Origin of the sequence: Aestuariimicrobium sp. G57, assembly GCF_050110855.1 — a bacterium.
Classification (GTDB): domain Bacteria; phylum Actinomycetota; class Actinomycetes; order Propionibacteriales; family Propionibacteriaceae; genus Aestuariimicrobium.
Map to the genome: position 1 here is coordinate 1 of NZ_JBNINW010000005.1, position 25,844 is coordinate 25,844.

The window sequence follows — 25,844 nt, forward strand, 5'->3', positions numbered from 1 at the left end:
CCTCTGCAGGTTCGGGTGGGACGCCCCCCGGCCCGGCATGGGTGAGGCGTCGAGGGGTCGATACCTGCAGACCCCCCGGGCCCGGGGATGTGCAGATGATGACCTGTCGATGCCCCCGGGGGGGGTGAATCGTGGACGAGCCGCAGCTGGTCCATTCCTGGGGGCTGGTGTGCGGGCTGGCCGGCCGGCCGCTGCGGCTGCCACGGGTGTGGGTTTCGGGGGATGTGAAACACCCCCTCGGGCAGACCCATTACTGGGTCACCCGAGGGGGTGTTGATAAGTCCGGCGGCGTCCTAGTCTCCCACAGGATCCCTCCTGCAGTACCATCGGCGCTGAAAGGCTTAACTTCCGGGTTCGGAATGGAGCCGGGTGTTTCCCTTTCGCCATGGCCACCGAAACACTATTGAGATATCAGCGGAACCATCACCCGCACCCAACCCCGCCAGGGGGTGGTGCAGGGAATGTCTGGTTCCCGACCGTATCCCGGGAACCTCACAGTGGACGCGTAGCATCTTTGTAGTAGACAAGCCCTCGGCCTATTAGTATCGGTCAGCTCCATGCCTCACAGCACTTCCACATCCGACCTATCACCCGGTGGTCTGCCGGGGGCCTTACCAGATTAATCTGTGGGAACCCTCATCTTGAAGCGTGCTTCCCGCTTAGATGCTTTCAGCGGTTATCACTTCCCAACGTAGCCAACCAGCCGTGCTCTTGGCAGAACAACTGGCACACCAGAGGTTAGTCCGTCCCGGTCCTCTCGTACTAAGGACAGCTCTTCTCAAGATTCCTACGCGCGCAGCGGATAGGGACCGAACTGTCTCACGACGTTCTGAACCCAGCTCGCGTGCCGCTTTAATGGGCGAACAGCCCAACCCTTGGGACCGACTACAGCCCCAGGATGCGACGAGCCGACATCGAGGTGCCAAACCATGCCGTCGCTGTGAGCGCTCGGGCAAGATCAGCCTGTTATCCCCGGGGTACCTTTTATCCGTTGAGCGACGGCGCTTCCACATGCCACCGTCGGATCACTAGTCCCGACTTTCGTCCCTGCTCGAGGTGTCCCTCTCACAGTCAAGCTCCCTTGTGCACTTACACTCAACACCTGATTGCCAACCAGGCTGAGGGAACCTTTGGGCGCCTCCGTTACCTTTTGGGAGGCGACCGCCCCAGTCAAACTACCCATCAGGCACTGTCCCTGATCCAGATAATGGACCTAGGTTAGATAACCAGAACGACCAGAGTGGTATTTCAACGATGACTCCACGAACACTGGCGTGCCCGCTTCAAAGTCTCCCACCTATCCTACACAAGTCGTACCGATCACCAATACCAAACTATAGTAAAGGTCCCGGGGTCTTTCCGTCCTGCTGCGCGTAACGAGCATCTTTACTCGTAATGCAATTTCGCCGAGTTCGTGGTGGAGACAGCGCCCAAGTCGTTACTCCATTCGTGCAGGTCGGAACTTACCCGACAAGGAATTTCGCTACCTTAGGATGGTTATAGTTACCACCGCCGTTTACTGGGGCTTAAGTTCAGTGCTTCGCTTGCGCTGACACTTCCCCTTAACCTTCCAGCACCGGGCAGGAGTCAGTCCGTATACATCGTCTTTCGACTTGGCACGGACCTGTGTTTTTGGTAAACAGTCGCTTGGGCCTGGTCTCTGCGACTTTCAGTGCTCAGCCAGCAAGTGGCATCACACGTCCAGTCCCCCTTATCCCGAAGTTACGGGGGCATTTTGCCGAGTTCCTTCACCACGATTGTCTCGATCGCCTTGGTATTCTCTACCTATCCACCTGTGTCGGTTTGGGGTACGGGCGGCTAAGCAATACTCACGAAGCTTTTCTAGGCAGCATAGGATCACCCACTCACAGACCGAAATCTGCTCCCCACGAGTGTCTCAGGCTATATGAGTGGCGGATTTGCCTACCACTCGCCCTACACACCTGGCCCGGGACAACCATCGCCCGGGTTGGGCTACCTTCCTGCGTCCCTCCGCAGCTTACCTACTAGAGACTTGGGTCGCAGAGTCACCGATCTCAGTCCGAAGACCTCCACCAGCTTCCGTGCTCAGCATCATCCCATTCAGTATTGGCTCACTTTCGCCGGTACGGGAATATCAACCCGTTGTCCATCGACTACGCCTGTCGGCCTCGCCTTAGGTCCCGACTTACCCAGGGCAGATTAGCTTGACCCTGGAACCCTTGGATATTCGGCGGACGGGTTTCTCACCCGTCATTCGCTACTCATGCCTGCATTCTCACTCGTGTGCTCTCCACGGCTGGGTCACCCCGCCGCTTCACCGCGCACACGACGCTCCCCTACCCATCCACACAAAATGTGAATGCCATAGCTTCGGCGGATAACTTGAGCCCCGCTAAATTGTCGGCGCAGAATCACTTGACCAGTGAGCTATTACGCACTCTTTCAAGGGTGGCTGCTTCCAAGCCAACCTCCTGGTTGTCTCCGCAACTCCACATCCTTTTCCACTTAGTTATCGCTTAGGGGCCTTAGCTGATGATCTGGGCTGTTTCCCTCTCGACTACGAACCTTATCGCCCGCAGTCTCACTGCTGCGCTCTCACTTACCGGCATTCGGAGTTTGATTGATTTCGGTAAGCTTGTGGGCCCCCTAGACCATTCAGTGCTCTACCTCCGGCAAGAAACACGCAACGCTGCACCTATATGCATTTCGGGGAGAACCAGCTATCACGTAGTTTGATTGGCCTTTCACCCCTATCCACAGCTCATCCCCTCGGTTTTCAACCCAAGTGGGTTCGGTCCTCCACGACGTCTTACCGTCGCTTCAACCTGGCCATGGATAGATCACTACGCTTCGGGTCTAGAGCATGCGACTCAACGCCCTGTTCGGACTCGCTTTCGCTACGGCTCCCCCACACGGGTTAACCTCGCCACATACCACTAACTCGCAGGCTCATTCTTCAAAAGGCACGCCGTCACCCCGAAAGGCTCCGACGGATTGTATGCGACCGGTTTCAGGTACTATTTCACTCCCCTCCCGGGGTACTTTTCACCTTTCCCTCACGGTACTTGTCCGCTATCGGTCACCAAGGAGTATTTAGGCTTAGCGGGTGGTCCCGCCAGATTCACACGGAATTTCAGGGGTTCCGTACTACTTGGGAACACACTCAGGAGTGAACGTCTTACGCCTACGGGAGTCTCACCCTCTGCGCTATGCCTTCCCAGACACTTCGACTTCAACGCTCATTTTTGACTCCTCGCCAGGATGACAGCCCTGGCCGAATGGTCCCACAACCCCGCATGTGAAACACCTGTCAGCTATCACACACATGCGGTTTGGCCTCTTCCGCTTTCGCTCGCCACTACTCACGGAATCACTATTGTTTTCTATTCCTACGGGTACTGAGATGTTTCACTTCCCCGCGTTCCCTCCAACTGCCCTATACATTCAGGCAGAGGTTGCCGGACATGACTCCGGTATTCAAGGTTTCCCTATTCGGAAATCCTCGGATCAAAGCTCGTTTACCAGCTCCCCGAGGCTTATCGCAGGTTACAACGTCCTTCATCGGCTCTTGGTGCCTAGGCATCCACCGATCGCACTTAGTAGCTTGTCAAAAATCTACAAAGATGCTCGCGTCCACTGTGAAGTTCTCAACATACGGGCGAACACACAACCCCAACACCCCAACAAGGGCACCAGGACCATGGCCGCAAAGAAGACCCACCCACACAAACCGTGCAAGCGACCCCTCAGGACCCAACAGCGTGCCCAAGACCCCCACCAGAACCCACCGACTTCCACACCAACCCAAAAGGCCAGCAGTACTGAACGATGAACCCCACCAAGGATCCGCAGGTCAATGCTCCACAAGTTGCCTGCGCCAGCCAGGAACAGGTGCCCTGGAACCAGCAGCTGGACCGTCACCCCACAAGGGCGCCGGCCACACAGACTCCTTAGAAAGGAGGTGATCCAGCCGCACCTTCCGGTACGGCTACCTTGTTACGACTTAGTCCTAATTACCAGTCCCACCTTCGACAGCTCCCCCCAAACGGTTGGGCCACTGGCTTCGGGTGTTACCGACTTTCATGACTTGACGGGCGGTGTGTACAAGCCCCGGGAACGTATTCACCGCAGCGTTGCTGATCTGCGATTACTAGCGACTCCGACTTCATGGGGTCGAGTTGCAGACCCCAATCCGAACTGAGACTGGCTTTTTGGGATTCGCTCACCCTTGCAGGTTCGCAGCCCTTTGTACCAGCCATTGTAGCATGCGTGAAGCCCTGGACATAAGGGGCATGATGACTTGACCTCATCCCCACCTTCCTCCGAGTTGGCCCCGGCGGTCTCCCATGAGTCCCCGGCATTACCCGCTGGCAACATAGGACGAGGGTTGCGCTCGTTGCGGGACTTAACCCAACATCTCACGACACGAGCTGACGACAGCCATGCACCACCTGTGTACCGACCAAAAAGGGGCGCCTGTCTCCAGACGTTACCGGTACATGTCAAACCCAGGTAAGGTTCTTCGCGTTGCATCGAATTAATCCGCATGCTCCGCCGCTTGTGCGGGGCCCCGTCAATTCCTTTGAGTTTTAGCCTTGCGGCCGTACTCCCCAGGCGGGGTACTTAATGCGTTAGCTACGGCACGGAGAACGTGGAAGTCCCCCACACCTAGTACCCACCGTTTACGGCGTGGACTACCAGGGTATCTAAGCCTGTTTGCTCCCCACGCTTTCGCTTCTCAGCGTCAGGAAAAGTCCAGAGAACCGCCTTCGCCACCGGTGTTCCTCCTGATATCTGCGCATTCCACCGCTCCACCAGGAATTCCGTTCTCCCCTACTTCCCTCTAGTCGACCCGTATCAGAAGCAGGCTCAGGGTTAAGCCCTGAGTTTTCACTTCTGACGCAATCAACCGCCTACAAGCTCTTTACGCCCAATAATTCCGGACAACGCTCGCACCCTACGTATCACCGCGGCTGCTGGCACGTAGTTGGCCGGTGCTTCTTCTCCTACTACCGTCACTTTCGCTTCGTCATAGGTGAAAGCGGTTTACAACCCGAAGGCCGTCATCCCGCACGCGGCGTTGCTGCATCAGGCTTGCGCCCATTGTGCAATATTCCCCACTGCTGCCTCCCGTAGGAGTCTGGGCCGTATCTCAGTCCCAGTGTGGCCGGTCGCCCTCTCAGGCCGGCTACCCGTCGAAGCCTTGGTGAGCCACTACCTCACCAACAAGCTGATAGGCCGCGAGTTGATCCAAGACCGCCAGAGCTTTCCACCCAACCCCATGCAGGGCCAGGTCATATCCGGTATTAGCAGCTGTTTCCAACTGTTATCCCAGAGTCAAGGGTACATTACTCACGTGTTACTCACCCGTTCGCCACTCGTGTACCCCGAAGGGCCTTACCGTTCGACTTGCATGTGTTAAGCACGCCGCCAGCGTTCGTCCTGAGCCAGGATCAAACTCTCCGTTGAAAAATATCGCCACACCCCGTCCAAAAACAGGATGAACAGCGTCAACAAGTTCGATGCCCAGCAAAAGACCAGCACTAGCTGATCAAAATGTTGTCCATCAAAGGAATTTCACCCAACCCCAAAAGGGCCGGGCACGGGCCACACCAAAATGGTGTGAACCAAAAAAATTTGCATTGACTTTAGACACGCTGTTGAGTTCTCAAGTTTCGCTTGCAACCCGCACATCAACCTCTCGGCATCCGCTTGGGGCAACCCGCCTAACTTTACTGATCCGCTCCCCGACTGTCAAACCGGAGACCCAGCTCAGCACCCCCACCCAGAAGACCCACCCGAAAGCGTTTCCCCTAGCCAGAGACCAGTTCCGCTGTCTTGCGACAACCTCACCAACACTACCCGGCCAGCCCCTCGGAGTCAAATCCTCGGCACCAGCCACACCAACCGCGCACACAGAGATACCAGGACCTTCAGTGGGTTCTCGCTGAACGCACACCTCGTCCTGCACTGCGTTGGGGTGGTGGCCCCGGGTCCGTCCTGGCCTCTCGGCTCGTCCGTCACACCCTCAGGGCTCGGTAAACATTAGTGACCCGCCCACCAATCGTCAAATCGAGTCGCCGTGATGCTGCTCACAACGACGAAAGCCCTAGTCACCACGACTATGGCGGTCACCAGGGCTTTCGTCCGGCATTCCTCGCGACGTCAACCGCGCCGCAGCACCCCCACAGTCTTCTTGCCGCGACGCAGTACGGCGAACTGGCCATGGATGAAGTCCTCGGCGCCCAATCGCGCCTCGACATCGGTCACCTTCACGTTGTTGACGTAGGCGCCACCCTCTTCGATCGCCCGCCGGCCGGCCGAACGGGACGTCACGACGCCCGACAGCTGCAGCGCCTCAGCGACGTCCGGAAGCTCATCGGCACCCGCCGGCACCTCTGCCCCACCGACCTCACGGGCCACATGCGCCAGGGTCGATGCCGGCAGGTCTGCCAGCTCACCGCGTCCGAACAGGGCAGATGCCGCCAGGGTCGCGGCCTCTCGTTCCGACACCCCGTGCACCAGGTCGGTGATGTCGTCTGCGAGCGCCCGCTGTGCGGGCCTGCGGAACGGCTCTGCTTTCGTCTGCGCCTCCAGGGCCTCGATCTCGTCACGCCCCCGGGGGCTGAAGACCTTGAGGTAGTCGATGACCTTCTCGTCCTCGGCGTTCAGGAAGAACTGGTGGAACGCGTAGGGCGAGGTCATCTCGGGGTCGATCCACACCGCCCCGCCTTCGGTCTTGCCGAACTTGGTGCCATCCGCCTTCGTCAGCAGCGGCGTCGCCAGGGCATGCACGTGCGCCCCCTCGACGCGCCTGATCAGGTCGGCGCCGGCGGTGATGTTGCCCCACTGGTCCGACCCACCCGTCTGCAGCACCACCCGGTGGCGCCTGTACAACTCCAGGAAGTCCATCGACTGCAGCAGCACATAGCTGAACTCCGTGTACGAGATGCCCTGCTCGAGTCTCTTGGCCACGATGTCGCGGGCCAGCATGCGGTTGACCGGGAAGTGCTTGCCGATGTCCCTCAGGAACTCCACGACGTTCATCTCGCCGGTCCAGTCGAGGTTGTTCACCACGATGGCGGCGTTCTCGCCCTCGAACGAGACGAACCGACTCACCTGCCCACGCAGCCGGTCGACCCAACCGGCCACCACGACCGGCGAATTCATCACCCGCTCGCCGGCTTCTTTCGGGTCACCGATCAGGCCGGTTGCCCCGCCCACGAGCAGCACCGGACGATGCCCAGCCTCCTGCAGTCGACGGGCCGTGACGAGCTGGATCAGGTGGCCGATGTGCAGGCTCGGTGCCGTCGGGTCGAAGCCCACATAGAACCGGACGGGCCCCTTGTCCATCTCGGCCCCGAGCGCCTCGAGGTCGGTGGAATGCGCGATCAACCCGCGCCAGGTCAGCTCGTCCAGCATGGAATTCATGCCCATCACCCTAGCGATCCGGGCACACTCGCCGCGAAGGCATCCGCCCGCGCGAGCGCAGCCTCGACCTCGGCCAGCTGCGATCGCACCTGGTCGGGAGCCGTGCCGCCCCGGCCATTGCGTGAGGCCACCGACCCCTCTGCCGTGAGCACCCCCAGCACGTCCGACGTCAGCGCCGGGTCAATCCCTGCCAGCTGCTCCGGGGTCAGGTCCGAGAGTTCGATGGCTGCCGATTCACAGAAGCGGACGGCGTGGCCGGCGATCTCGTGGGCCTTGCTGAACGGCACCCGCTGGCGCACGAGCCAGTCCGCCATGTCGGTGGCCAGCGAGAATCCCCGCGGCGCCAACGAGGCCATCCGCTCGGCGTGGAAGGTGAGCGTGCCCACCATGCCCGCCACTGCCGGCAGCAGCACCAGCAACTGGTCAACGCCGTCGAACAGGGGCTCCTTGTCCTCCTGCAGGTCGCGGTTGTAGGCCAGCGGCAGTCCCTTGAAGGTGGCCAGCAGCCCTGCCAGGTTGCCGATCAGTCGCCCCGCCTTGCCCCTTGCCAGCTCAGCCACGTCCGGGTTCTTCTTCTGCGGCATGATGCTCGAACCGGTCGACCACGCATCGTCGAGGGTGGCGAAGCCGAACTCGTGGGTGCACCACAGGATCACGTCTTCGCTGAGGCGCGACAGGTCGACACCGATCTGGGCGATGACATAGGCCGCCTCGCTGACCAGGTCGCGGGCTGCGGTGCCATCGATCGAGTTGGGCACCGAGTCGCTGAACCCCAGTTCGCGGGCCACCAGCTGCGGGTCGAGACCCAATGAGGTGCCCGCCAGCGCGCCCGAGCCGTAGGGGCTGATGGCCAGCCGCTCGTCCAGCCCCATCAACCTCTGCTGGTCACGCAACAGCGGCCAGGCGTGGGCCAGCAGGTGGTGCGAGAGCAGCACCGGCTGGGCCGACTGCAGGTGGGTACGGCCGGGCATGATCACCCCGACGTGGTCGGCGGCCTGCCGTTGCAGCGCCCGGACGACTCCCGAGAGCTCGAGCGCCAGCAGCCGCACCTGCTCGCGCAGCCACGACCGGATCAGCGTGGCGATCTGGTCATTGCGCGAACGGCCCGCCCGCAGCCGACCACCCAGTTCAGCCCCGACGATCTCGGTCAGCCCGCGTTCGAGGGCACCGTGGACGTCCTCATCGGTGGCCGCCGGGGTGAACCGACCGTCAGCCACCCGGGCGTCCAGCTCGGCGATGCCGGCATGCATGCGCTGCAGTTCGTGATCGGTGAGCAGCCCGGCGGCATGCAGTGCCAGCGCGTGGGCCCGTGAACCGGCCAGGTCGTGGCGCGCCAGGCGCCAGTCGAACTGGGTCGACTTCGACAGGGCGAACATCGCCTCGGCCGGGCCGCCCTCGAACCGGCCGCCCCACAGCTTGCCCTCGTGATCGCTCATCTTGTCCTTCTCCGTTGTGCTGTCGTGTATACCCGTTCAGCGCGGGCGCACACCCGCAGCGTAGGCCCTCAGTGTCCTGGCCACGTCTTCGCCGCCGACGCTGTCGTGGGCAATCAGCAGCACCGTGTCATCCCCGGCGATCGTGCCCAGCACGCCGTCGAGCCCCGACCTGTCGAGCGCCGAGGCGAAGTATTGCGCCGCCCCGGCGGGGGTGTGCACCACCACCAGATTGCCGGACGGCACCACGTCGAGCAGCATCTCGGTGCACAGCTTCGACAGGCGCAGCAGGTGGCTCTGCTCGCCCGTCGGTTCGTCGTCGGGCACCACGTAGCGCATGGTGCCGTCGGCGTCGCGCTGGCGCACGGCGCGCAGTTCGAGCAGGTCCTTCGAGATCGTGCCCTGGGTCACCTGCACACCCTCAACCGCCAGCAAGTCGGCCAGTTCGGTCTGGGACGAGACAGGGCGCGACTCGATCAGGCTCTGCACCAGTGCCCGCCTGGCGGCCCGCGACAGCGGGCGCTCGGCCACCTCGTCGGCGCTGCCCTCAGACATGGCTCACTCCGCCCGTTCGATGCCCGCCAGCACCTCGGCGAGCGCGTCGACGAAGACCAGCGCCTGCTCGGGGGTGAGGATCAGCGGGGGCGCCACCCGGATGACCGAGGGACGCGGTGCATTGGCGATGAACCCGCGCTCGAGCAACTGGGCCACCACCTGTGCGGCGATGTCACTGTCGAGCACCACCCCACGCAGCAGACCAGCACCACGCACGTGGTCGACATGCGGCAGGCCGGTGATCTTCTCGGCGAGCAGGTCGCCCACGCGCTGCACATTCCCGAGCAGTCCGTCACGTTCGATGACCGCCATCACGGCAAGGCCGGCGATGGCTGCGACCGGGTTGCCGCCGAAGGTGGTGCCGTGCTGCCCCGGCTGCAGCAGGTCACCAGCCGCGCCACGGGCCAGCAGCGCCCCGATCGGGAAGCCGTTGCCGAGCCCCTTCGCCAGGGTGACGAGGTCGGCGTCGATGTCGCGGGCGCCGAGCCACTCGCCCGTGCGCCCCATGCCTGTCTGCACTTCGTCGAGCCACAGCAGGGCACCATGTTCGCGGGTGATGTCGCGGGCTGCCTGCAGGTAACCCGCTGGCGGCACCACGATGCCGTTCTCGCCCTGGATCGGCTCGAGCACGACCGCAGCAGTGGTCTCGTCCACGGCGGCGCGCAGCGCGTCGACGTCGCCGTAGGGCACGAACGTGACGTCACCGGGCAGGGGCTCGAACGGCTCGCGGTACTTGGGGTTGTGGGTGATCGCCAGGGCAGCTGCGGTGCGGCCGTGGAAGCTGCCCTCCATGGCGATGATCCGGGTGCGCCCGGTGCGCCGGGTCGCCTTGAATGCTGCCTCGTTGGCCTCGGTGCCCGAGTTGGCGAAGAACACCTTGGCGGTGCCCAGCTCGGCGCCCAGCACCGTGGTCACCAGTCGCTCGGCGAGTGCCACCTGCGCGGGCGTGGCGAAGAAGTTCGAGACATGGCCGAGCGTCGAGAGCTGGCTGGTGATCGCGGACAGGACGGCCGGGTGGGCATGCCCCAGTGCGGTGACCGCCAGCCCGGACAGCATGTCCTGGTAGCGGTTGCCGTCGGCGTCCCAGACGTGGACGCCCTCGCCACGCACGAAGACGCGCTGTGGCCCCCCGAAGGTGTTCATCATGACCTGCTGGTAGCGCGAGGCCAACTCTGCCTGGGCGCCGGTGCCGTGATGGGCCTGGGTGAGCTCGCGAAGGTGGGTCAGTTCGTTGGTGGTGAAGGTGGTGGTCACGTCGTTCACGAGGGTTCCTTCAGGATGCCTGCGAGGGTGCAGGTTGGTTCGGGGTGGTCGGGTCGGGTTCGGGCACCGCAGGGGCATCGGCATCGCCGTACACCATGGTGCCGACGCCGTCGTCGGTGAAGATCTCGAGCAGCAGGCAGTGCTTCACCCTGCCGTCGATGATGGTGGCGCGCGGCACCCCGCTCGTGACGGCCCGCAGGCAGGCCTCCATCTTGGGCACCATGCCGGACGAGAGGGTGGGCAGCATCTGCGCGAGTTCGTCGGCGCTGATCTGGGTGATCACGTCATCGGAGTTCGGCCAGTCGGCATACAGACCCGCCACATCGGTCAGCATGACCAGGCGTTCGGCACCCAGTGCGCTCGCCAGCGCCGCGGCGGCGGTGTCGGCATTGATGTTGTGGATCTGCCCGGTCTCGTCGGGGGCGACCGAGGCAATCACCGGGATGCGGCCGGCGTGCAGCAGGTCGAGGATCGCGCCGGGGTTGACCCTGGTGACGTCGCCGACCAGGCCGATGTCAAGGTCTTCACCATCGACCCTGACGCTGCGGCGGGTCGCCGTGAACAGGCCGCCGTCCTCGCCGGACATGCCGATCGCCAGCGGGCCATGGGCGTTGATCAGCCCGACCAGGTCGCGGCCGACCTTGCCGACGAGCACCATGCGCACCACGTCCATGGTCTCTTCGTCGGTGACCCGGAAGCCGCCCTTGAACTCGGAATTGATGTCGAGTCGGCCGAGCATGGTCGAGATCTGGGGGCCACCGCCGTGCACGACGACGGGCAGCACGCCGCAACGGCGCAGGAAGACCATGTCTTCGGCGAAGGCCCGCTTGAGGTCGTCGTCGATCATCGCGTTGCCGCCGTACTTGATCACCACGACCTTGCCGGCGTATTCGGTGAGCCAGGGCAGCGCCTCGATGAGGATGCTCGCCTTGTTGATCAGTTTGGCCTGGTCGTCCTTGCGAATGGTGCTCATGAGGAGTAGTCCGCGTTCTCGGTCACGTAACCGTGGGTGAGGTCATTGGTCAGGATGGTGGCGGTCTCGTTGCCGGCGTGCAGGTCAACCCGGACGAGCACCTTGCGGCCGGTCAGGTCACAGTTCTCGCGGGGCTCGCCAATGGCCCCGCCCTGGCACACCATGACGCCGTTGAAGCTGACGTCGAGCATGGTGGGGTCGAACTCAGCCCCGGTGGTGCCGATGGCCGCGAGCACTCGACCCCAGTTGGGGTCGTTGCCGGCCACGGCGGTCTTGAACAGGTTGCTGCGGCTGATGGTGCGGCCCACCTCGATCGCATCCTCGATGGACGCGGCGCGCACCACCTCGATGGCGATCTCGTGCTCGGCGCCCTCGGCATCGGCCAGCAGTTGGCGGGCCAGGTCGCCACAGAGGGCGACCAGCACATCGGTCAGCTCCGGTTCGTCCACCGCGATGCCCGAGGCGCCCGAGGCGAGCGCGACCACGGTGTCATTGGTCGACATGCAGCCATCGGAATCGAGCCGGTCAAAGGTGAGCCGGCACGCGGTGGCCAGGGCGCGGTCGAGCTCATCGGGCCTGACAACCGCATCGGTGGTGATCGCCACGAGCATCGTCGCCAGTCCGGGGGCCAACATGCCGGCGCCCTTGGCCATGCCGCCGACGGTCCAGCCATCGTCGGTGGTGATGTCGCAGGTCTTCGCGACGGTATCGGTGGTCATGATGGCCCGCGCGGCCTCGGGGCCACCCCCGGGCGAGAGCGCCGCCGCCGCCGCCGTGATGCCCGCGCGCACCTTGTGCATGGGCAGTTGGACGCCGATCAGGCCCGTGGACGCCACGACGACGTCGTCCGGGTGCAGACCCATCGCCTCGGCAGCGACCGCACCCATCTCGCGCGCATCACCCAGGCCCGCCGACCCGGTGCAGGCGTTGGCCCCGCCGGAGTTGTAGACCAACCCGCGGGCCACGTTGTTGACCAGCACCGCACGGCTGTGCACGACTGGCGCCGCGGTGACCCGGTTGGTCGTGAAGACCCCGGCGGCGTGGGCATCGGGGCCGAGGTTGCGCACCATCGCCAGGTCGGGCTTGCCCGATGCCTTGATGCCGGCGGCCACTCCCGCCGCCTCGAAGCCCTGCGCGGCAGTCACGCCCTGGCCGTCACGGACGAGGTAGTAGCCGGTCACGGTGCGACCCCCACAGTCGTCAGGCCCGTGGTCTCGTCGAGGCCCAGGGCGATGTTCATGGACTGGATGGCACCGCCGGCGGTGCCCTTGGTGAGGTTGTCGAGCGTGGCGACTGCCACGAGCCGGTTGACCGACGCATCGACGGTGACCTGCACCTGCACGGCATTCGAACCGATGACCGACTGACTCATCGGCCACTGGCCCTCGGGCAGCAGGTGCACGAACGGCTCGTCGGCATAGGCCTGCTCATAGGTGGCGCGCACCCGGGCGATGTCGATCCCGGGGTTCAGCGGTGCGGTCACGATCGCCAGGATTCCCCGCGACATCGGCACCAGCATCGGGGTGAAGCTGATCGAGGGTGCCGTGGCACCCAGCACGCGCAGGTTCTGCAGCATTTCGGGGGTGTGACGGTGCATGCCGCCCACACCATAAGCGCTGGCCGAGCCGAACAGCTCGGCACCCAGCAGGTTCGGCTTGGGCGACTTGCCGGCCCCGGACGAGCCACTCGCGGCGGCCACGGTGATGTCGTGGCCGTCGATCAGGCCGCCGGCCACCGCGGGCATGAACGCCAGGGTGGCGGTGGTGGGATAGCACCCCGGCACGGCGACGCGCCGGGTCTCGGCCAGCACCTCGCGCTGGCCGGGAAGCTCTGGCAACCCGTACGGCCAGGTGCCGGCGTGGGGGCTGTGGTAGAACGCCTCCCAGTCGTCGCTGCTGCTCAACCGGTGGTCGGCGCCCGCGTCGATGACGAGCACGTCGTCACCGAGCTGGGCGGCGATCTCGCCGCTGGCCCCGTGCGGCAGGGCCAGGAAGACCACGTCGTGGCCCGAGAGGTTCTCGGCCGTGGTGGCGATGACCTCGCGGTCGGCCAGCGGCACCAGGTGCGGGTGGTGCAGTCCCAACCGCGAACCGGCATTCGAATGCGCCGTCAGGGCACCGATGCTCACCTGCGGGTGGCCCAACAGCAACCGCAGCACCTCACCCCCGGCGTAGCCGGTGCATCCGGCCACAGCAACACTGATCATGGAATAACTATGTCACACCCGGAATAGTTATTCCACCGGGATCACCACACGGCGTCGACTTCAGGACCTCAGGACGGCCCCGAACCGCTCCGCGGCCACGGCCACCGCTGCGTCCCGGGCCTCGGCAGCCTGGGTGTCGGTGAGCGTGGCGGCACCGCGGAAGCGCATGGCGAATGCGAGCGACTTCTTGCCCTCGGGCACCTGCGGGCCGGTGTAGATGTCGAACAGGTGCACCTCTTCGAGCAACTCCCCCGCCCCGTCGACCAGTGCCTGGCGCACGGGCTCGACCGCCACGTCGGCGTCGACCACCAGGGCGACGTCCTCTTTGGCGACCGGGAACGGGCTGAGCGGTGCGATGGTGCCGGGCCCGGGGGCGGCGGCAACCAGCGCGTCGAGGTCGAGTTCGAGGGCAGCAGTGCGCGCGGGCAGGTCATGGCTGTCGATGACCCCGGGGTGCAGTTCACCCACGACGCCGATCACCTCGCCGTTGACGAGCAGTTCTGCGCAGCGGCCGGGGTGCCAGGGCGCCACCGACGCCGTGCGTCGCTCGATGGTGACGCCGACGGCGTTGGCCAGGTGCTCGGTGAGCGCGACCACCTGGGGCCAGCCCGCAGCTTCGCCGGCGCTGATGGCGCCATCAGACCACGCCGGCTGGTGCCACTGGCCGGTCACCACAGCCGCCAGCAGCCGCGGCTGGTCGGGCAGTGCGGCCTGCATGGCCGCCAGGTCGTCGTCGCCGGGACGCTGCGCGACGCCCGGGTTCGGCGCGACCGGCAGGTCGCCACCGATGAACACCCGACCGGCCTCGAACAGGGCGAGGTCGTCATTCGAGCGGCTCGTGTTGCGGGTCACGGCGGCTAACAGTCCCGGCAGCAGGGTGGTGCGCAGGTACGGGTGGGTGTCGTCGAGCGGGTTGGCCAGCTTCACCATGGCGTGGCGCGGGTCGCCCTGGGGCACGCCGAGCTTGTCGACCTCGTGCTCGGCCAGGAACGGCAGGCTGATCTGCTCGACGAACCCGGCGCCGACCGCTGCCGCCAGCGCGGCGCGGCGGTTGCGCTGTTCGCCGGTGAGGCCCGAGCCGACCGTGGTGGGCGGGGTGGCCGACGGGATGTTTTCGTAGCCGAGCTTGGTGCCGACCTCTTCGACGTAGTCATAGGCGTCGACCAGGTCAGGGCGCCAGGTGGGCGGCACGACGGTGAGAACGTCGCCGATCGCGGTGACATGCACCCCCGAGGCCTCGAGCGTGCTGATCACCTGCTCGCGGCCGATCGGGAAGCCCATGATGGTCTGCGGCAGGTCTGCCTGCAGCGTCTGGCGCGGCATCGGGGCGATGCCACCCGCGATGGTCACGCCCGCGCCCACCTCGCCACCCGCCAGTTCGGCGATCAGTTCGGCGGCGCGTCGTCCGGCGGCCTGCGGCAGCGCGACGTCGACGCCGCGGTCGAACCGCTTGGACGCCTCGGAGGGCAGCCGGTGGCGACGGAACCCGCGACCGATCGTGTTGGCGTCGAAATGGGCGCTTTCGAGCACGATGTTGGCGGTCTGGTCGCTGACCTCGGTGGTCTGGCCGCCCATCACGCCCGCGAGCCCGATCGGCCCGGAGTCGTCGGTGATCAGCAGGTCGTCGTCGGCCAGGGTGCGCTCGACGTCGTCGAGGGTGGTGAGCTTCTCGCCCGCGCGTGCCTTGCGGACGACGATCGCGCCCGACAGGCGGTCGGCATCATAGGCGTGCAGCGGCTGCCCTGATTCGAGCATCACGTAGTTGGTGACGTCGACGACCACCGAAATCGAGCGCATGCCGGCCTGCTCGAGGCGGCGGCTCATCCATGCCGGGGTCGGGGCCGTGGGGTCGACACCGGTGATGGTGTGGGTCACGAACAGCGGGCAGGCCGGGTCGTCGAGCACCACGGGGTGACCGCCCTCGCCGCTGACCTCGGCGTCGGTGGGCAGCACCCTGTAGGGGTCGTTGAACCGGACTCCGTAGGCCTGGGCGGCCTCGCGGGCCAACCCCCGGGCCGACAGGCAGTAGCCCATGTCAGTGGTGACCTCGAGGTCGAACACCTCACCGCGGGCACCCAGCACGTCGAGCGCGTCGGCGCCCGGTTCGGCACCCGGGGTGTCGCGGGCGACGACGATGATGCCGTCGTGGTCATCACCAATGCCCAGTTCGTCAGCCGCGCAGATCATGCCGTCGGAGACATGGCCATAGGTCTTGCGCGCGGCGATGGCGAAGTCGCCGGGCAGCACCGCGCCGGGCAGTGCCACGACGACCAGGTCACCGGCCTCGAAATTGTCGGCACCGCAGATCACGCCGCGGCCCTCGACGCCGTCCTCGTGGTTGCGGGGGTCCTGGGCGGCGACGTGGTCAGGGCCAACGTCGACGCGGCACCAGTTGATGGTCTTGCCGTTCTTCTGCGGCTCGGGCTGCTTCGAGAGCACCCGGCCGATGACGACGGGCCCGGTGACGTCGCCGCCCACGGTGTGGACCTTCTCGACGGTCACGCCGGCCGCCGTCAGGCGATCCGCGAGGGCGGCGGTGGTGGCCTCTTCAGGCAGCGTCACCAGCGAGCGCAGCCATTCGACGGGGAGCTTCATCGGGCGCCTCCAACAAGTGAGCGGCTGAAACGGATGTCGCCCTCGACGAAGTCGCGCAGGTCGGTGGCGTTGTTGCGGTTCATGACGGTGCGGTCGACACCCATGCCGAAGGCGAAGCCGGTGTAGACGTCGGGGTCGACACCCGCGGCGGCGAGCACGCGCGGGTTGACGACGCCGCAGCCGCCCCACTCGATCCACCCTTCCGAGCGGCAGGTCGAGCATGGGCGGGCGGGGTTGCCCACCGACTCGCCGTGACAGACGAAGCATTCGAGGTCGACCTCGGCGCTGGGCTCTGTGAACGGGAAGTAGTGCGGGCGCATGCGGGTGCGCACATCGCCGAACATCTCGCGGGCGAAGTGGTCGAGCGTGCCGCGCAGGTGGGCCATGGTGATGCCCTTGTCGACGCAGAGCCCCTCGATCTGGTGGAACACCGGCAGGTGGGTGGAATCGTACTCATCGGCGCGGAACACCTTGCCGGGGCTGACGACATAGACGGGCAGGTCGCGGTTCAGCAGCGTGCGCACCTGCACCGGTGAGGTCGCGGTGCGCAGGCACAGGCCCTGCTCGACGGGGTCGACCCACAGGGTGTCCTGCAGTGCGCGGGCGGGATGGTCGGGACCGAGGTTGAGCGCATCGAAGTTGTACCACTCGGTCTCGAGTTCGGGGCCCTCGGCGACCTCCCAGCCCATGGCGATGAACACGTCCGACATGCGGTCCATCAGCGCGGTGACGGGGTGCGGGGCCCCCACCGGCTGGGTCAGCACCGGCACTGTCAGGTCAAGCGTCTCGGCGGCGAGGCGCTGTTCGAGTTCGAGGGCGCTGAGCTCGGCCTCGCGGTCGGCGATGGCCTTGTTGACGGCGCCGCGCGCCTGGCCGATGCGCTGCCCCACCTCTTTGCGGGCCTGCGGGGGCAGCGCACCGATCTCGCGGTTGGCCAGTGCCAGGGGCGAACGGTCGCCGTTGTGGGCCAGTCGGGCAGCCTTGAGGTCTGCTGTGGTCCCGGCGGCCGAGATCGCCTCGAGCGCGCGGGCGACCATCTGCTCGACCTCGTCGGCGTTCAGCGGCGTCACCTGCACCGGGTCATAGTTCTTGTTCGGCCCGCTCATGGGCTCCCCTCCAGCTCACAACTTCAGAATTCTCACGCCACCCGACGGACGCTCCGCCGCGCAAACATTCCCAGTCTAGGAAGGGGCGCGACGGCGAGCGAATCGATTGCCCGTCGTGGGATCGGGGTCGCGCGTGCCCAGGCGCTGTACGACTCAGATCCTGTACTCGGGGCCGGACTGGGCCGGACCACGCTGCGCGCTGGCCGTGGCGTACAGGCACACAGCAGCGGCGGTCGACAGGTTCAACGATTCGGCCTGGCCCCACATCGGCACACCGACGACCCGGTCGGCCAGCGAGCGTTCCAGCTCGGGCAGGCCCCAGGCCTCGTTGCCCATGATCCAGGCAGTGGGCCGGTTCAGCTGGTCGAGCTTGGCCAGTTCGTCAAGATTGTCGCCCCCGCCGTCGGCCGCCAGCACCTGCAGACCGCGGTCCTTGAGCCAGCCCACGGCGTCGGCGAGTTCGACACCGGTCACCACGGGCAGGTGGAAGATGCTGCCGACGCTTGCGCGCACCGTCTTGGGGTTGTGCAGTTCGACCGACCCCTTGGTCAGGATCACGGCATCGGCGCCGAACGCGTCAGCGCAGCGGATCACGGTGCCGGCGTTGCCCGGGTCGCGCACCTGGGCGCAGATCACGACGAGTTTGGGGTCGACCACGTCGTCCCAGGTCGCCTGCACCTGGTCGGCGACGGCAAAGACGCCCTGGCTGGTGACGGTGTCGCTCAACTGGGCGGCATCCTCGTCGTCGACCTGCCACACGACGGCCGGGTTGCCCACGGTCAGCAGGTCGGCGTGGCGCTGGGGGTCGGTGGTGATGAGGGATTCGACCCTGCCGTGCAGCAGCGCCTCGCGGACGGCCTGCACACCCTCGACGAGGAATCGTCCGGATTCATCGCGCCCACGGCGCTGCAATAGACGACGGGCCGTCCTCAGCTGGGCGCGCGGGATGAACTCGATGTCATCCGCGCCGCCCGCTGGGATCGGCCCGTCCGTGGTCACGTGCAACAGCTCAGGCCGCTGCGACGGTCTGGTTGTCCTTGGCGGTCTGCACCAGCGCCGCGAAGGTCGCCTGGTCGTTGACAGCCAGGTCAGCCAGGATCTTGCGGTCGACCTCGATGCCGGCATTCTTCAGGCCGCTGATGAAGCGGTTGTAGGTCATGCCCTCGGCGCGGGCGGCCGCGTTGATGCGCTGGATCCAGAGCGCACGGAAGTCGCCCTTCTTGGCGCGACGGTCGCGGTAGGCGTAGGTCATCGAGTGGAGCATCTGCTCCTTCGCCTTGCGGTACAGCCGCGAGCGCTGGCCGCGGTAGCCGCTGGCGAGTTCGAGCACCTCGCGGCGCTTCTTCTGGGCATTCACAGAACGCTTGACGCGTGCCATGGTGGTTCTCCTTGTGTGGGGCGCGGCCGGGGGCCGCAGGACGAGTGGGGGTCAGCGGGCCTGGTGCAACAGGCCTGGTCAGCGGGCCTTGTAGGGGCCCAGGAGCTTGAGGACCTTCTTCTCGTCGCCCTTCTCCATCGTGGTGTCGCCGGCGAGGCGGCGGGTGCGGTTCGAGGTCTTGTGCTCGAGGAGGTGCTTGCGACCTGCCTTGCGATGCATGACCTTGCCCGAACCGGTCACGCGGAAGCGCTTCTTGGCGCCCGAGTGGCTCTTCATCTTCGGCATGTTGCCGCTCCTTAGTGTTCGCAGTCGAACGTGTTGGCTGGTGGAACCCCACTTTGTGAGGGGCGGGGCGGGGTCGCTGGGCGGCCCCTGCTGAGTTCCGAACGGGTTCGGGCTCAGAGGTCGATGTCGGGGTCCATGTTGTCGGCTGGCCCCTTCTTCTTCTTGACCGGCGACGGCTGGTGTGACGCGCGCAGCTCTGCCTCGGCGGCACGGTCGGCGTCCTGGCTGGCCTTGCGCTCGGCCATCTTGCGTTCCCGCTCGGCGGCCTGGTCGACGCGGGCGTCGGTCTTCTTGCGGGTCGGCCCCAGCACCATGAGCATGTTGCGCCCATCCAGCTTGGGTGCCGACTCGACGAAACCGAACTCGGCAACGTCCTCGGCGAGCTTGTTCAGCAGGTTGACACCCAGTTCAGGGCGCGACTGCTCGCGACCACGGAACATGATGGTGATCTTGACCTTGTCGCCGGCCTTGAGGAAGCGGACGACGTGGCCCTTCTTCGTCTCGTAGTCGTGATCGTCGATCTTGGGACGAAGCTTCATCTCCTTGATGACGGTGTTGGTCTGGTTGCGACGGGAATCACGCGCCTTCTGGGCGTTCTCGTACTTGTACTTCCCGTAGTCCATGAGCTTGGCGACAGGCGGACGTGCCTGCGGCGCGACCTCGACCAGATCCAGGTCATGTTCCCGCGCAAGCTGCAGGGCCTGCTCGATCTTGACGATGCCCACCTGTTCGCCGGCAGGGCCGACCAGACGGACTTCGGGAACCCGGATCCGTTCGTTGATGCGCTCTTCGGTGCTGATGGTGCCTCCCATGTTGGTACTGATGTCACTGGTGTCACTGGACGAGGCAGGCTCGGGCCGGTCTGCCCCCGGAAACAACAAAGGCCCCCGCGGGACGCGAAGGCCTGACGAATCCCCCGGGCGAACCCGGGCACACATGCCTGACGGCATGGACGGCGCCACCCTGCATGCCCCATGATGGGCACGCCGCAGCGCGGAAATACCGACCCGTCGAGCGTTCCCGAACGGGTGGGAGGTCAGGCCTCCACTTGACCGAACCGGGTTGCCCCGATCACGAACGGACACTTTACCTGATCACACCCGCCCGCGCGAAATCCAGCAGTTCTGCCAGTCCCCTGCTCACTCGTCGCGCTGCACGAACATCCAGCCGAAGCCACCGTCCTCGAGTTCGACGAGCCGACGTCCCTGGGCCAACTGCTCGACCACGTCGCCGCCGACCACCAGTGGCGCCGGGCCCGCGGCGTCAACCAGCAGCAGGTCGCAGCCGGCCTCGCCCACCGTCGCCGCCACCTCGGACAGGTCGCCGGGCACTGGACGGGCACCGGTCTGCCACAGGTTCATGGCGTCCGCGCCGGTGAACGCCAGCAACGCCTGTTGCCCCGCCGCGTTGCGCACGCTGACGGCAGCCATCTCGGCGTGCCGGTCGGGGTCCGGCCCGTCCATCGACTCATCGCCCGACGCGACAATCGGCATCAGCAACCGGGCCCCGCCGAGCGCGGCGACCGCGCGCAGGTACGCGGTGGTCGGGTTGGGGTCGTCCACGGCCGCCTTCGCGAGGGCTGCCCGGACGGCGGGGTCCGCCTCGCCACGGTCGCCGAGCCAGCGCTGGTTGGGCTGGGCAAGCGTGCGTCCCGGGGTCTGCGCTGCGGTGTTGTCGTGGGTGTGTTCGGCCATGGGACCACGCTATCGCCCGCCCGCACCGGTCGGACGCGGGGACAACCGGGGTGGCGTTCAGGGGTGTGTGGCCGCAATTCCGGACGCCAGGCTGACCCTGCTGTGGAAAGCTGGGGTCATGGACAACGCCACCCTCGCCATCATCGTCACGGCCGTACTGTCGGTCGCCGCGCTCGCCTGGACCATGCTCGGGGTGAAGCGCCTGCGCGGCAACCGGCACCTGCTGCAGGGCGCGGGTGCGGTGCTGATCCCCATCGGGCTGTGGCTGACCGGGATCATGGAACTGCTCGTTGAGGGCGCCAAGGCCATCTACCGGTTCTTCACCGACAACCCGCTGGACGCCATGACCATCGCGGGCATCATCGTCGGCGGCCTCGGGGTGCTGCTGGTGCTGGCGGCCCTGGTGGTCAAGCCCGTGACGCGCGCCGAGTCGAAGCAGCGCCGCCTGGCTGCCCGTCAGTCGCAGCCGACCGGTGCCCCCGGTGGGGCGTCGAAGGGTGCCGCCACCCCGCAGGTCGGACGAGGCCCGGCCGCAGGCAGCGCTGCGCAGAAGTCGGGCGCACCGGCCCCCACGACGCAGACCCCCGCCGTGGCCCCGAAGGGTGGCGGCAAGGGCCTGAGTGATGAAGACCTCGAGATCGAGGCGCTGCTCAAGAAGCGCGGTATCGAGTGAGGACTACCCGCCGTAGAGGTTGATGTATTCCCGCACCTCGCGCACGCGGCGGATCGCCTCGTCACCCTCGGTGCTCTGGATGCCGAGCACCATCTGGTTGCGACCCTCGGGGTGGTCCGGGGTGGCGCTGAGCTGCAGGTAGGGCCAGGAGTCGCCCGGGCCGTAGCTGATGCCCTTGACCTCTGCCCACGGGTAGTGCCGGGTGATGACCAGCGTGCGCACCGTGACGCCCTCGTTGGTGATGGTGAGCTGCGACAGCCCCACCGCCATGATGCCGACGATCATGAAGACCAGGAAGAAGATCAGCGTGCCGAGCTGGGGCCAGGTGAACAGCTGGCGCAGCTCGGTGTCCAGCAGCAACCACAGGCCGACGAACACGACGAGCAACCCGGTGCTGCCAGAGATGGCCATGCGCAGCACCGGCCCGGAGCGGTAGACCACCTTCTCACCCTCGGCGAGCGGCTCCACGACAGACGGGTCGTTCTGCGGGTTCTGGTCGTTCTGCGGGTTCTGGTCCTCAGTCACCGGGTGCACCTCACAACCTCGCTGCGGCGACTTCGGTCAGCAGGATGCCCCGGGCGCCGACGGCGTACAGGTCATCGAGCAGGCGCTGGCTGCCCTTGCGCGGCACCAGCGAGCGCACGGCCACCCAGCCCTGCCTGGCCAGCGACGAGATGGTGGGACCGGACAGGCCGGGGGTCAGCTCAGTCGCGGCCGCGAGGTCGGACTCGGCGACGTTGTAGTCGACCATCACGTAGTCACGGGCCACCAGCACGCCGTCGAGGCGGTGCAACAGCTGGGTGACAGCGGACGAATTGAGGTCGACATGGCCATTGCTGATGATGATGGCCTCCGACTCGCAGATGGCCTCGCCGAACACCTCGAGCCCCGCCTTGCGCAGGGTCGACCCGGTCTCGACGACGTCGGCGATGGCGTCAGCCACGCCGAGGCGGATGGCCGACTCGACCGCACCGTCCAGGTGGATGAGTCGGGCCTCGATGCCCTTGCCCTGCAGGTACTGGCCCACCAGGCCCGGGTACGAGGTGGCGATCCGCCGACCGGCGAGCGCCGACAGCTGGTCGATGCCACCACCCGCGGGGGCGGCGAAGCGGAACCGTGATCGTCCGAAACCGAGCGCCTTCACCTCAGCCGCGCTGGCACCCGAATCGATCAGCATGTCGCGGCCGGTGATGCCCAGCCCGAGCGTGCCCTCGCCGACGTAGACGGCGATGTCGCGGGGACGCAGGTAGTAGAACTCGACGCCGTTCTCTTCGTCGGCGAGCACCAGCTCTTTGGGATCGGTGCGCTGCCGGTAGCCGGCCTCGCGCAGCATCAGGGCCGCAGCCTCGCTCAGTGCACCCTTGTTGGGCAGGGCGATCTTCAACAGGCCGTTCGACGGGCTGGTGGTTGACAGGTCAGTCATGCGGGGCCTCACAGGTACTTGTAGACATCGTCGAGGTCGAGGTCGAGCGCGAGCATCATGACCTGCAGGTGGTAGAGCAGCTGGCTGATCTCTTCAGCGGCAGCTTCCCTGGATTCGTATTCGGCGGCCATCCAGACCTCGGCGGCCTCTTCGACCACCTTCTTGCCGATGCCATGGACCCCGGCGTCGAGGCGGGCGACGGTCCCGGAGCCCTCGGGCCGGGTACGGGCGGTCTCGGTCAGCTGCTCAAACAGCTCTTCGAACGACTTGCTCACCCGACAACCCTAGCGCCGCCGCGAGGGTGTGCTGCGACGCGCGGTGGCGCCGGACGCCGTGGGCCCGACGTCGACCCGGCCCGGGTGCGTCCGCCCACAGGGGATCGAGAGGTCACTATCTGCAGAACCCGACGCCGGGAATTGCAGATATCGACCTCTCGACGCGGCGGCTCGTGTGACCCCACCCGGGCGGGGTGGGGTCCCACGGGTTGGGCTGTTCAGGACAGCGCGGCCGGTTCAGCCGTGCGCTGGTCGTCGCTGGGCTGGTCGACGGCGGCTGCCTTCTCGTCCTTCTGGATCTTGACCCACTTCGTGAAGCCCCAGATCACGAACGCGGCATAGATCGCGTACATGATGGCCGACGGGTAGTAGCCCGCCATCAGCAGCAACGGCACGCCGACGATGTCGACGCCGACCCAGATGAGCCAGAACTCCGTCCAGCCGCGGGCCATGCCATAGGTGGCCAGGATCGAGCCGGTCAGGATCCAGGCATCAGCCGCCGGACCCCACGACCCGAGGGCCTTGAGCACGAAGTAGAACACCACGAACATCACGACGCCGCCGATCAGCAGCGTGAGGCGTCCGTTGCGTCCGGCCCACTTGGGCTGGACGCCGACGTTCTCGTCACGGTGGCTGTTGCGATAACGGGCCCAGACGACCCAGCCGTAGAGGCTGGTGATCAGGAAGAAGACCTGGCGGCCGGCCTGGCCCCACAGGTCGAGGTTCTGCGGCGTGTGGAACACGCCGCCCAGGAACACGGTGAACAGGATGACGTTGCCGGCGATGCCAATCGGCCAGGCCCAGACCTTGCGCTGGGCCCCAAGGATGGCGGATGCGAGCCCAAAGCCGTTGCCAATGATTTCGCGCCACAGGATGGGCGCACCGAAACCAAGGTCGAGCTGGGCGTTGAGCAACCGGGTGAGAAGGTCGAGCACGTGCGTGCCTCTCTTTCGAGTCGGTCGCCCAGACCCGGGGTGTTGAGGCACGCGCCACTCACGACCCCACGGCAGGGGCACGCCAATGGCACGCGTCGTGTTCCTCCCATCCGGACTTTAACCGTCGGTCCTGGAATTCCACCAGGTCAACCACCGGCCTGGTTCCCGTGGGAACCGCTGGCCGCTGGGTCGCGGACTGTCACCGCCGGTTCGGACTTTCACCGACCCCGGAACACTGAGCTTGCTGTGTGGCAGCTTCTGCTGCCGATGGGCAGTCTAGTCCTGCTGCGCCGCTGCCGCGAGCGTGGCCCCCGGCGGTTGGCCCCGCTTCGCTCAGAGCTGATGGTTCGCTTCGCTCAGAGCTTGATGCCGAGCAGGGAGTCCGTGAGCCTGGTGAACACCGCTGCGCCTTCGGCGTCGTCGCCCTCGATGCTCAGGCTCGCGCCCACCCAGGCGTCGATGGCCGCGATGGCGGCGGGTGCGTCCAGGTCGGTGCGCATGGCCCTGCGCACCTCGGTGACCAGCGCCGTCACGTCGAGCGTCGCCGCAAGGGACGCCGCTGCGCGCCAGGCGGCGAGGCGTTCGGTGGCGGCAGTCAGCTGGTCGGGGGTCCATTCCCAGTTCTCACGCCAGTGGTGGCCCAGCATCGCGAGCCGGATGGCAGCCGGGTCGGCTCCCCCACGTCGCAGGCGCGAGACCAGCTCGAGGTTGCCCTTCGACTTGCTCATCTTCTCGCCGTCCAGTGCCACCAACCCGGAATGCAGGTAGGTGCGGGCGAACGGCGCACCGGTCAGGGCATGGCCCTGCGCCGCACACATCTCGTGGTGCGGGAACACCAGGTCGGCTCCCCCGGCCTGGACGTCGAACGTGGCGCCAAGGGTGTCCAGCGCAATGGCGGTGCACTCGATGTGCCAGCCGGGCCGACCGGTGCCCAGCGGGCTCGGCCACGACGGTTCACCGGGGCGTGCCTGCATCCAGACCAGGCAGTCCATGGGGTTGCGCTTGCCGGCACGGTCCGGGTCGCCGCCGAACTCGACGAACCGGGCCAGGGCGGCGTCGTCCGAGAGCCCGGAGACGTCCATGAACGTGGGGTCCATGCTGACGTCGAAGTACCAGTCGGGGTACTGCGGGTCGTCCAACTGGTAGACGTAGCCGGTGGCCTGCAGCTTCTCGATGACCCCCGCGACCAGGTCGATGGTCTCTGTGGCCCCGACGTAGGCGTCTGGCGGCAGCACCTGCAGGGCGGTCATGTCCTCGCGGAACAGGTCAACCTGCGATGCGGCCAGGTCGCGCCAGTCGAGGCCGTCGCGCGCCGCCCGTTCGAGCAGCGGGTCGTCGACGTCGGTGATGTTCTGGGTGTAGTTGACCTGCAGGCCCAGGTCGCGCCACACGCGGTTGACCAGGTCGAAGCTCAGGTAGGTGTTGGCGTGGCCCAGGTGGGTGGCGTCATAGGGAGTGATGCCGCAGACGTACATGGTCGCGGTGCCTTCGGCGGGCCCCGCGGTCACGAGCCCACCGGTGGCGGTGTCGTGGACCGTCAGCGCACTGGGTGCCTCTGGCGTGTCGACATCAATGGCAGGGACGGCAGGGACAGGCCACGATTGCATGCGCACACGCTATCGGCACTGTTCAAGCCC

At 66.2% G+C, this 25,844-nt stretch carries 20 protein-coding genes, 3 rRNA genes and 1 riboswitch; of the genes, 1 reads left to right on the top strand and 22 read right to left on the bottom strand.

What is annotated here, in order from left to right; all coding sequences use genetic code 11:
- Positions 1-280 precede the first annotated feature (280 nt).
- The 17 genes from rrf to ACQCX5_RS11775 all read right to left on the bottom strand — a co-directional run bounded on the left by rrf (position 281) and on the right by ACQCX5_RS11775 (position 20,901).
- Positions 281-397, bottom strand: a 5S ribosomal RNA gene (gene rrf, locus ACQCX5_RS11695).
- A 122-nt stretch (positions 398-519) separates the two neighbouring features.
- A 23S ribosomal RNA gene (locus ACQCX5_RS11700) occupies positions 520-3,592 on the bottom strand.
- Between the two features lie 344 nt (positions 3,593-3,936).
- A 16S ribosomal RNA gene (locus ACQCX5_RS11705) occupies positions 3,937-5,451 on the bottom strand.
- Together the 16S, 23S and 5S rRNA genes form the textbook arrangement of a ribosomal RNA operon.
- Positions 5,452-6,147: 696 nt before the next feature.
- A complete protein-coding gene (gene tyrS, locus ACQCX5_RS11710) occupies positions 6,148-7,413 on the bottom strand; it encodes a tyrosine--tRNA ligase (protein ID WP_434542215.1) in 1,266 nt (421 codons plus the stop codon).
- A 5-nt stretch (positions 7,414-7,418) separates the two neighbouring features.
- Entirely contained in the window at positions 7,419-8,849 is a 1,431-nt protein-coding gene (gene argH / locus ACQCX5_RS11715) for an argininosuccinate lyase (RefSeq protein ID WP_434542216.1), read from the bottom strand.
- Between the two features lie 36 nt (positions 8,850-8,885).
- On the bottom strand, positions 8,886-9,401 hold the full coding sequence (gene argR / locus ACQCX5_RS11720; protein WP_434542217.1) for an arginine repressor: 516 nt from the start codon (positions 9,399-9,401) through the stop codon (positions 8,886-8,888).
- Between the two features lie 3 nt (positions 9,402-9,404).
- Positions 9,405-10,628 carry an acetylornithine transaminase gene (locus tag ACQCX5_RS11725; protein ID WP_434542408.1) on the bottom strand — a complete coding sequence of 408 codons (1,224 nt, stop codon included), beginning with the start codon at positions 10,626-10,628 and terminating at the stop codon, positions 9,405-9,407.
- 46 nt (positions 10,629-10,674) lie between these two features.
- Positions 10,675-11,637: an acetylglutamate kinase gene (argB, locus tag ACQCX5_RS11730; RefSeq protein WP_434542218.1), complete on the bottom strand. Its 963-nt coding sequence runs from the start codon at positions 11,635-11,637 to the stop codon at positions 10,675-10,677.
- Entirely contained in the window at positions 11,634-12,818 is a 1,185-nt protein-coding gene (gene argJ, locus ACQCX5_RS11735) for a bifunctional glutamate N-acetyltransferase/amino-acid acetyltransferase ArgJ (RefSeq protein WP_434542219.1), read from the bottom strand. Before argJ ends, argB begins: the two co-directional genes overlap by 4 nt.
- Positions 12,815-13,843: an N-acetyl-gamma-glutamyl-phosphate reductase gene (gene argC, locus ACQCX5_RS11740; protein WP_434542220.1), complete on the bottom strand. Its 1,029-nt coding sequence runs from the start codon at positions 13,841-13,843 to the stop codon at positions 12,815-12,817. Before argC ends, argJ begins: the two co-directional genes overlap by 4 nt.
- A gap of 60 nt (positions 13,844-13,903) precedes the next feature.
- Positions 13,904-16,438, bottom strand: a complete 2,535-nt coding sequence (pheT, locus tag ACQCX5_RS11745) for a phenylalanine--tRNA ligase subunit beta (protein ID WP_434542221.1) — start codon at positions 16,436-16,438, stop codon at positions 13,904-13,906.
- Positions 16,435-17,544: a phenylalanine--tRNA ligase subunit alpha gene (gene pheS / locus ACQCX5_RS11750; protein ID WP_434542222.1), complete on the bottom strand. Its 1,110-nt coding sequence runs from the start codon at positions 17,542-17,544 to the stop codon at positions 16,435-16,437. Before pheS ends, pheT begins: the two co-directional genes overlap by 4 nt.
- Positions 17,545-17,697: 153 nt before the next feature.
- Entirely contained in the window at positions 17,698-18,525 is an 828-nt protein-coding gene (locus ACQCX5_RS11755; RefSeq protein ID WP_434542409.1) for a TrmH family RNA methyltransferase, read from the bottom strand.
- 28 nt (positions 18,526-18,553) lie between these two features.
- On the bottom strand, positions 18,554-18,922 hold the full coding sequence (rplT, locus tag ACQCX5_RS11760; protein WP_434542223.1) for a 50S ribosomal protein L20: 369 nt from the start codon (positions 18,920-18,922) through the stop codon (positions 18,554-18,556).
- 78 nt (positions 18,923-19,000) lie between these two features.
- Entirely contained in the window at positions 19,001-19,207 is a 207-nt protein-coding gene (rpmI, locus tag ACQCX5_RS11765; protein ID WP_434542224.1) for a 50S ribosomal protein L35, read from the bottom strand.
- Between the two features lie 113 nt (positions 19,208-19,320).
- Positions 19,321-20,019, bottom strand: a complete 699-nt coding sequence (infC, locus tag ACQCX5_RS11770) for a translation initiation factor IF-3 (RefSeq protein ID WP_434542225.1) — start codon at positions 20,017-20,019, stop codon at positions 19,321-19,323.
- Between the two features lie 327 nt (positions 20,020-20,346).
- On the bottom strand, positions 20,347-20,901 hold the full coding sequence (locus tag ACQCX5_RS11775; RefSeq protein WP_434542226.1) for an SseB family protein: 555 nt from the start codon (positions 20,899-20,901) through the stop codon (positions 20,347-20,349).
- 118 nt (positions 20,902-21,019) lie between these two features.
- Between ACQCX5_RS11775 and ACQCX5_RS11780 the strand changes: the two genes are divergently transcribed.
- Entirely contained in the window at positions 21,020-21,574 is a 555-nt protein-coding gene (locus ACQCX5_RS11780) for a hypothetical protein (RefSeq protein ID WP_434542227.1), read from the top strand.
- Between the two features lie 3 nt (positions 21,575-21,577).
- Here the strand turns inward: ACQCX5_RS11780 and ACQCX5_RS11785 are convergent, their stop codons facing one another.
- The 5 genes from ACQCX5_RS11785 to mshC form a co-directional block, all read right to left on the bottom strand.
- Positions 21,578-22,099, bottom strand: coding sequence for a PH domain-containing protein (locus ACQCX5_RS11785; RefSeq protein WP_434542228.1), 522 nt, complete (start codon positions 22,097-22,099; stop codon positions 21,578-21,580).
- Positions 22,100-22,109: 10 nt separating this feature from the next.
- On the bottom strand, positions 22,110-22,997 hold the full coding sequence (gene hisG, locus ACQCX5_RS11790; protein ID WP_434542229.1) for an ATP phosphoribosyltransferase: 888 nt from the start codon (positions 22,995-22,997) through the stop codon (positions 22,110-22,112).
- 8 nt (positions 22,998-23,005) lie between these two features.
- On the bottom strand, positions 23,006-23,272 hold the full coding sequence (locus tag ACQCX5_RS11795; RefSeq protein WP_434542230.1) for a phosphoribosyl-ATP diphosphatase: 267 nt from the start codon (positions 23,270-23,272) through the stop codon (positions 23,006-23,008).
- A 218-nt stretch (positions 23,273-23,490) separates the two neighbouring features.
- Complete coding sequence (gene pnuC / locus ACQCX5_RS11800) at positions 23,491-24,207, bottom strand: nicotinamide riboside transporter PnuC (protein WP_434542231.1); 717 nt, start codon at positions 24,205-24,207, stop codon at positions 23,491-23,493.
- A 94-nt stretch (positions 24,208-24,301) separates the two neighbouring features.
- Positions 24,302-24,446, bottom strand: a riboswitch (FMN riboswitch).
- A 117-nt stretch (positions 24,447-24,563) separates the two neighbouring features.
- Positions 24,564-25,814, bottom strand: a complete 1,251-nt coding sequence (mshC, locus tag ACQCX5_RS11805) for a cysteine--1-D-myo-inosityl 2-amino-2-deoxy-alpha-D-glucopyranoside ligase (RefSeq protein WP_434542233.1) — start codon at positions 25,812-25,814, stop codon at positions 24,564-24,566.
- Positions 25,815-25,844 lie beyond the last annotated feature (30 nt).

What these genes read in the sequence shown, in the direction of transcription:
- tyrS (WP_434542215.1), bottom strand. Translation starts at nt 7,413, where the DNA reads ATGAATTCCATGCTGGACGAGCTGACCTGGCGCGGGTTGATCGCGCAT.
- argH (WP_434542216.1), bottom strand. Translation starts at nt 8,849, where the DNA reads ATGAGCGATCACGAGGGCAAGCTGTGGGGCGGCCGGTTCGAGGGCGGC.
- argR (WP_434542217.1), bottom strand. Translation starts at nt 9,401, where the DNA reads ATGTCTGAGGGCAGCGCCGACGAGGTGGCCGAGCGCCCGCTGTCGCGG.
- argB (WP_434542218.1), bottom strand. Translation starts at nt 11,637, where the DNA reads ATGAGCACCATTCGCAAGGACGACCAGGCCAAACTGATCAACAAGGCG.
- argC (WP_434542220.1), bottom strand. Translation starts at nt 13,843, where the DNA reads ATGATCAGTGTTGCTGTGGCCGGATGCACCGGCTACGCCGGGGGTGAG.
- pheT (WP_434542221.1), bottom strand. Translation starts at nt 16,438, where the DNA reads ATGAAGCTCCCCGTCGAATGGCTGCGCTCGCTGGTGACGCTGCCTGAA.
- pheS (WP_434542222.1), bottom strand. Translation starts at nt 17,544, where the DNA reads ATGAGCGGGCCGAACAAGAACTATGACCCGGTGCAGGTGACGCCGCTG.
- rplT (WP_434542223.1), bottom strand. Translation starts at nt 18,922, where the DNA reads ATGGCACGCGTCAAGCGTTCTGTGAATGCCCAGAAGAAGCGCCGCGAG.
- rpmI (WP_434542224.1), bottom strand. Translation starts at nt 19,207, where the DNA reads ATGCCGAAGATGAAGAGCCACTCGGGCGCCAAGAAGCGCTTCCGCGTG.
- infC (WP_434542225.1), bottom strand. Translation starts at nt 20,019, where the DNA reads ATGGGAGGCACCATCAGCACCGAAGAGCGCATCAACGAACGGATCCGG.
- ACQCX5_RS11775 (WP_434542226.1), bottom strand. Translation starts at nt 20,901, where the DNA reads ATGGCCGAACACACCCACGACAACACCGCAGCGCAGACCCCGGGACGC.
- ACQCX5_RS11780 (WP_434542227.1), top strand. Translation starts at nt 21,020, where the DNA reads ATGGACAACGCCACCCTCGCCATCATCGTCACGGCCGTACTGTCGGTC.
- hisG (WP_434542229.1), bottom strand. Translation starts at nt 22,997, where the DNA reads ATGACTGACCTGTCAACCACCAGCCCGTCGAACGGCCTGTTGAAGATC.
- mshC (WP_434542233.1), bottom strand. Translation starts at nt 25,814, where the DNA reads ATGCAATCGTGGCCTGTCCCTGCCGTCCCTGCCATTGATGTCGACACG.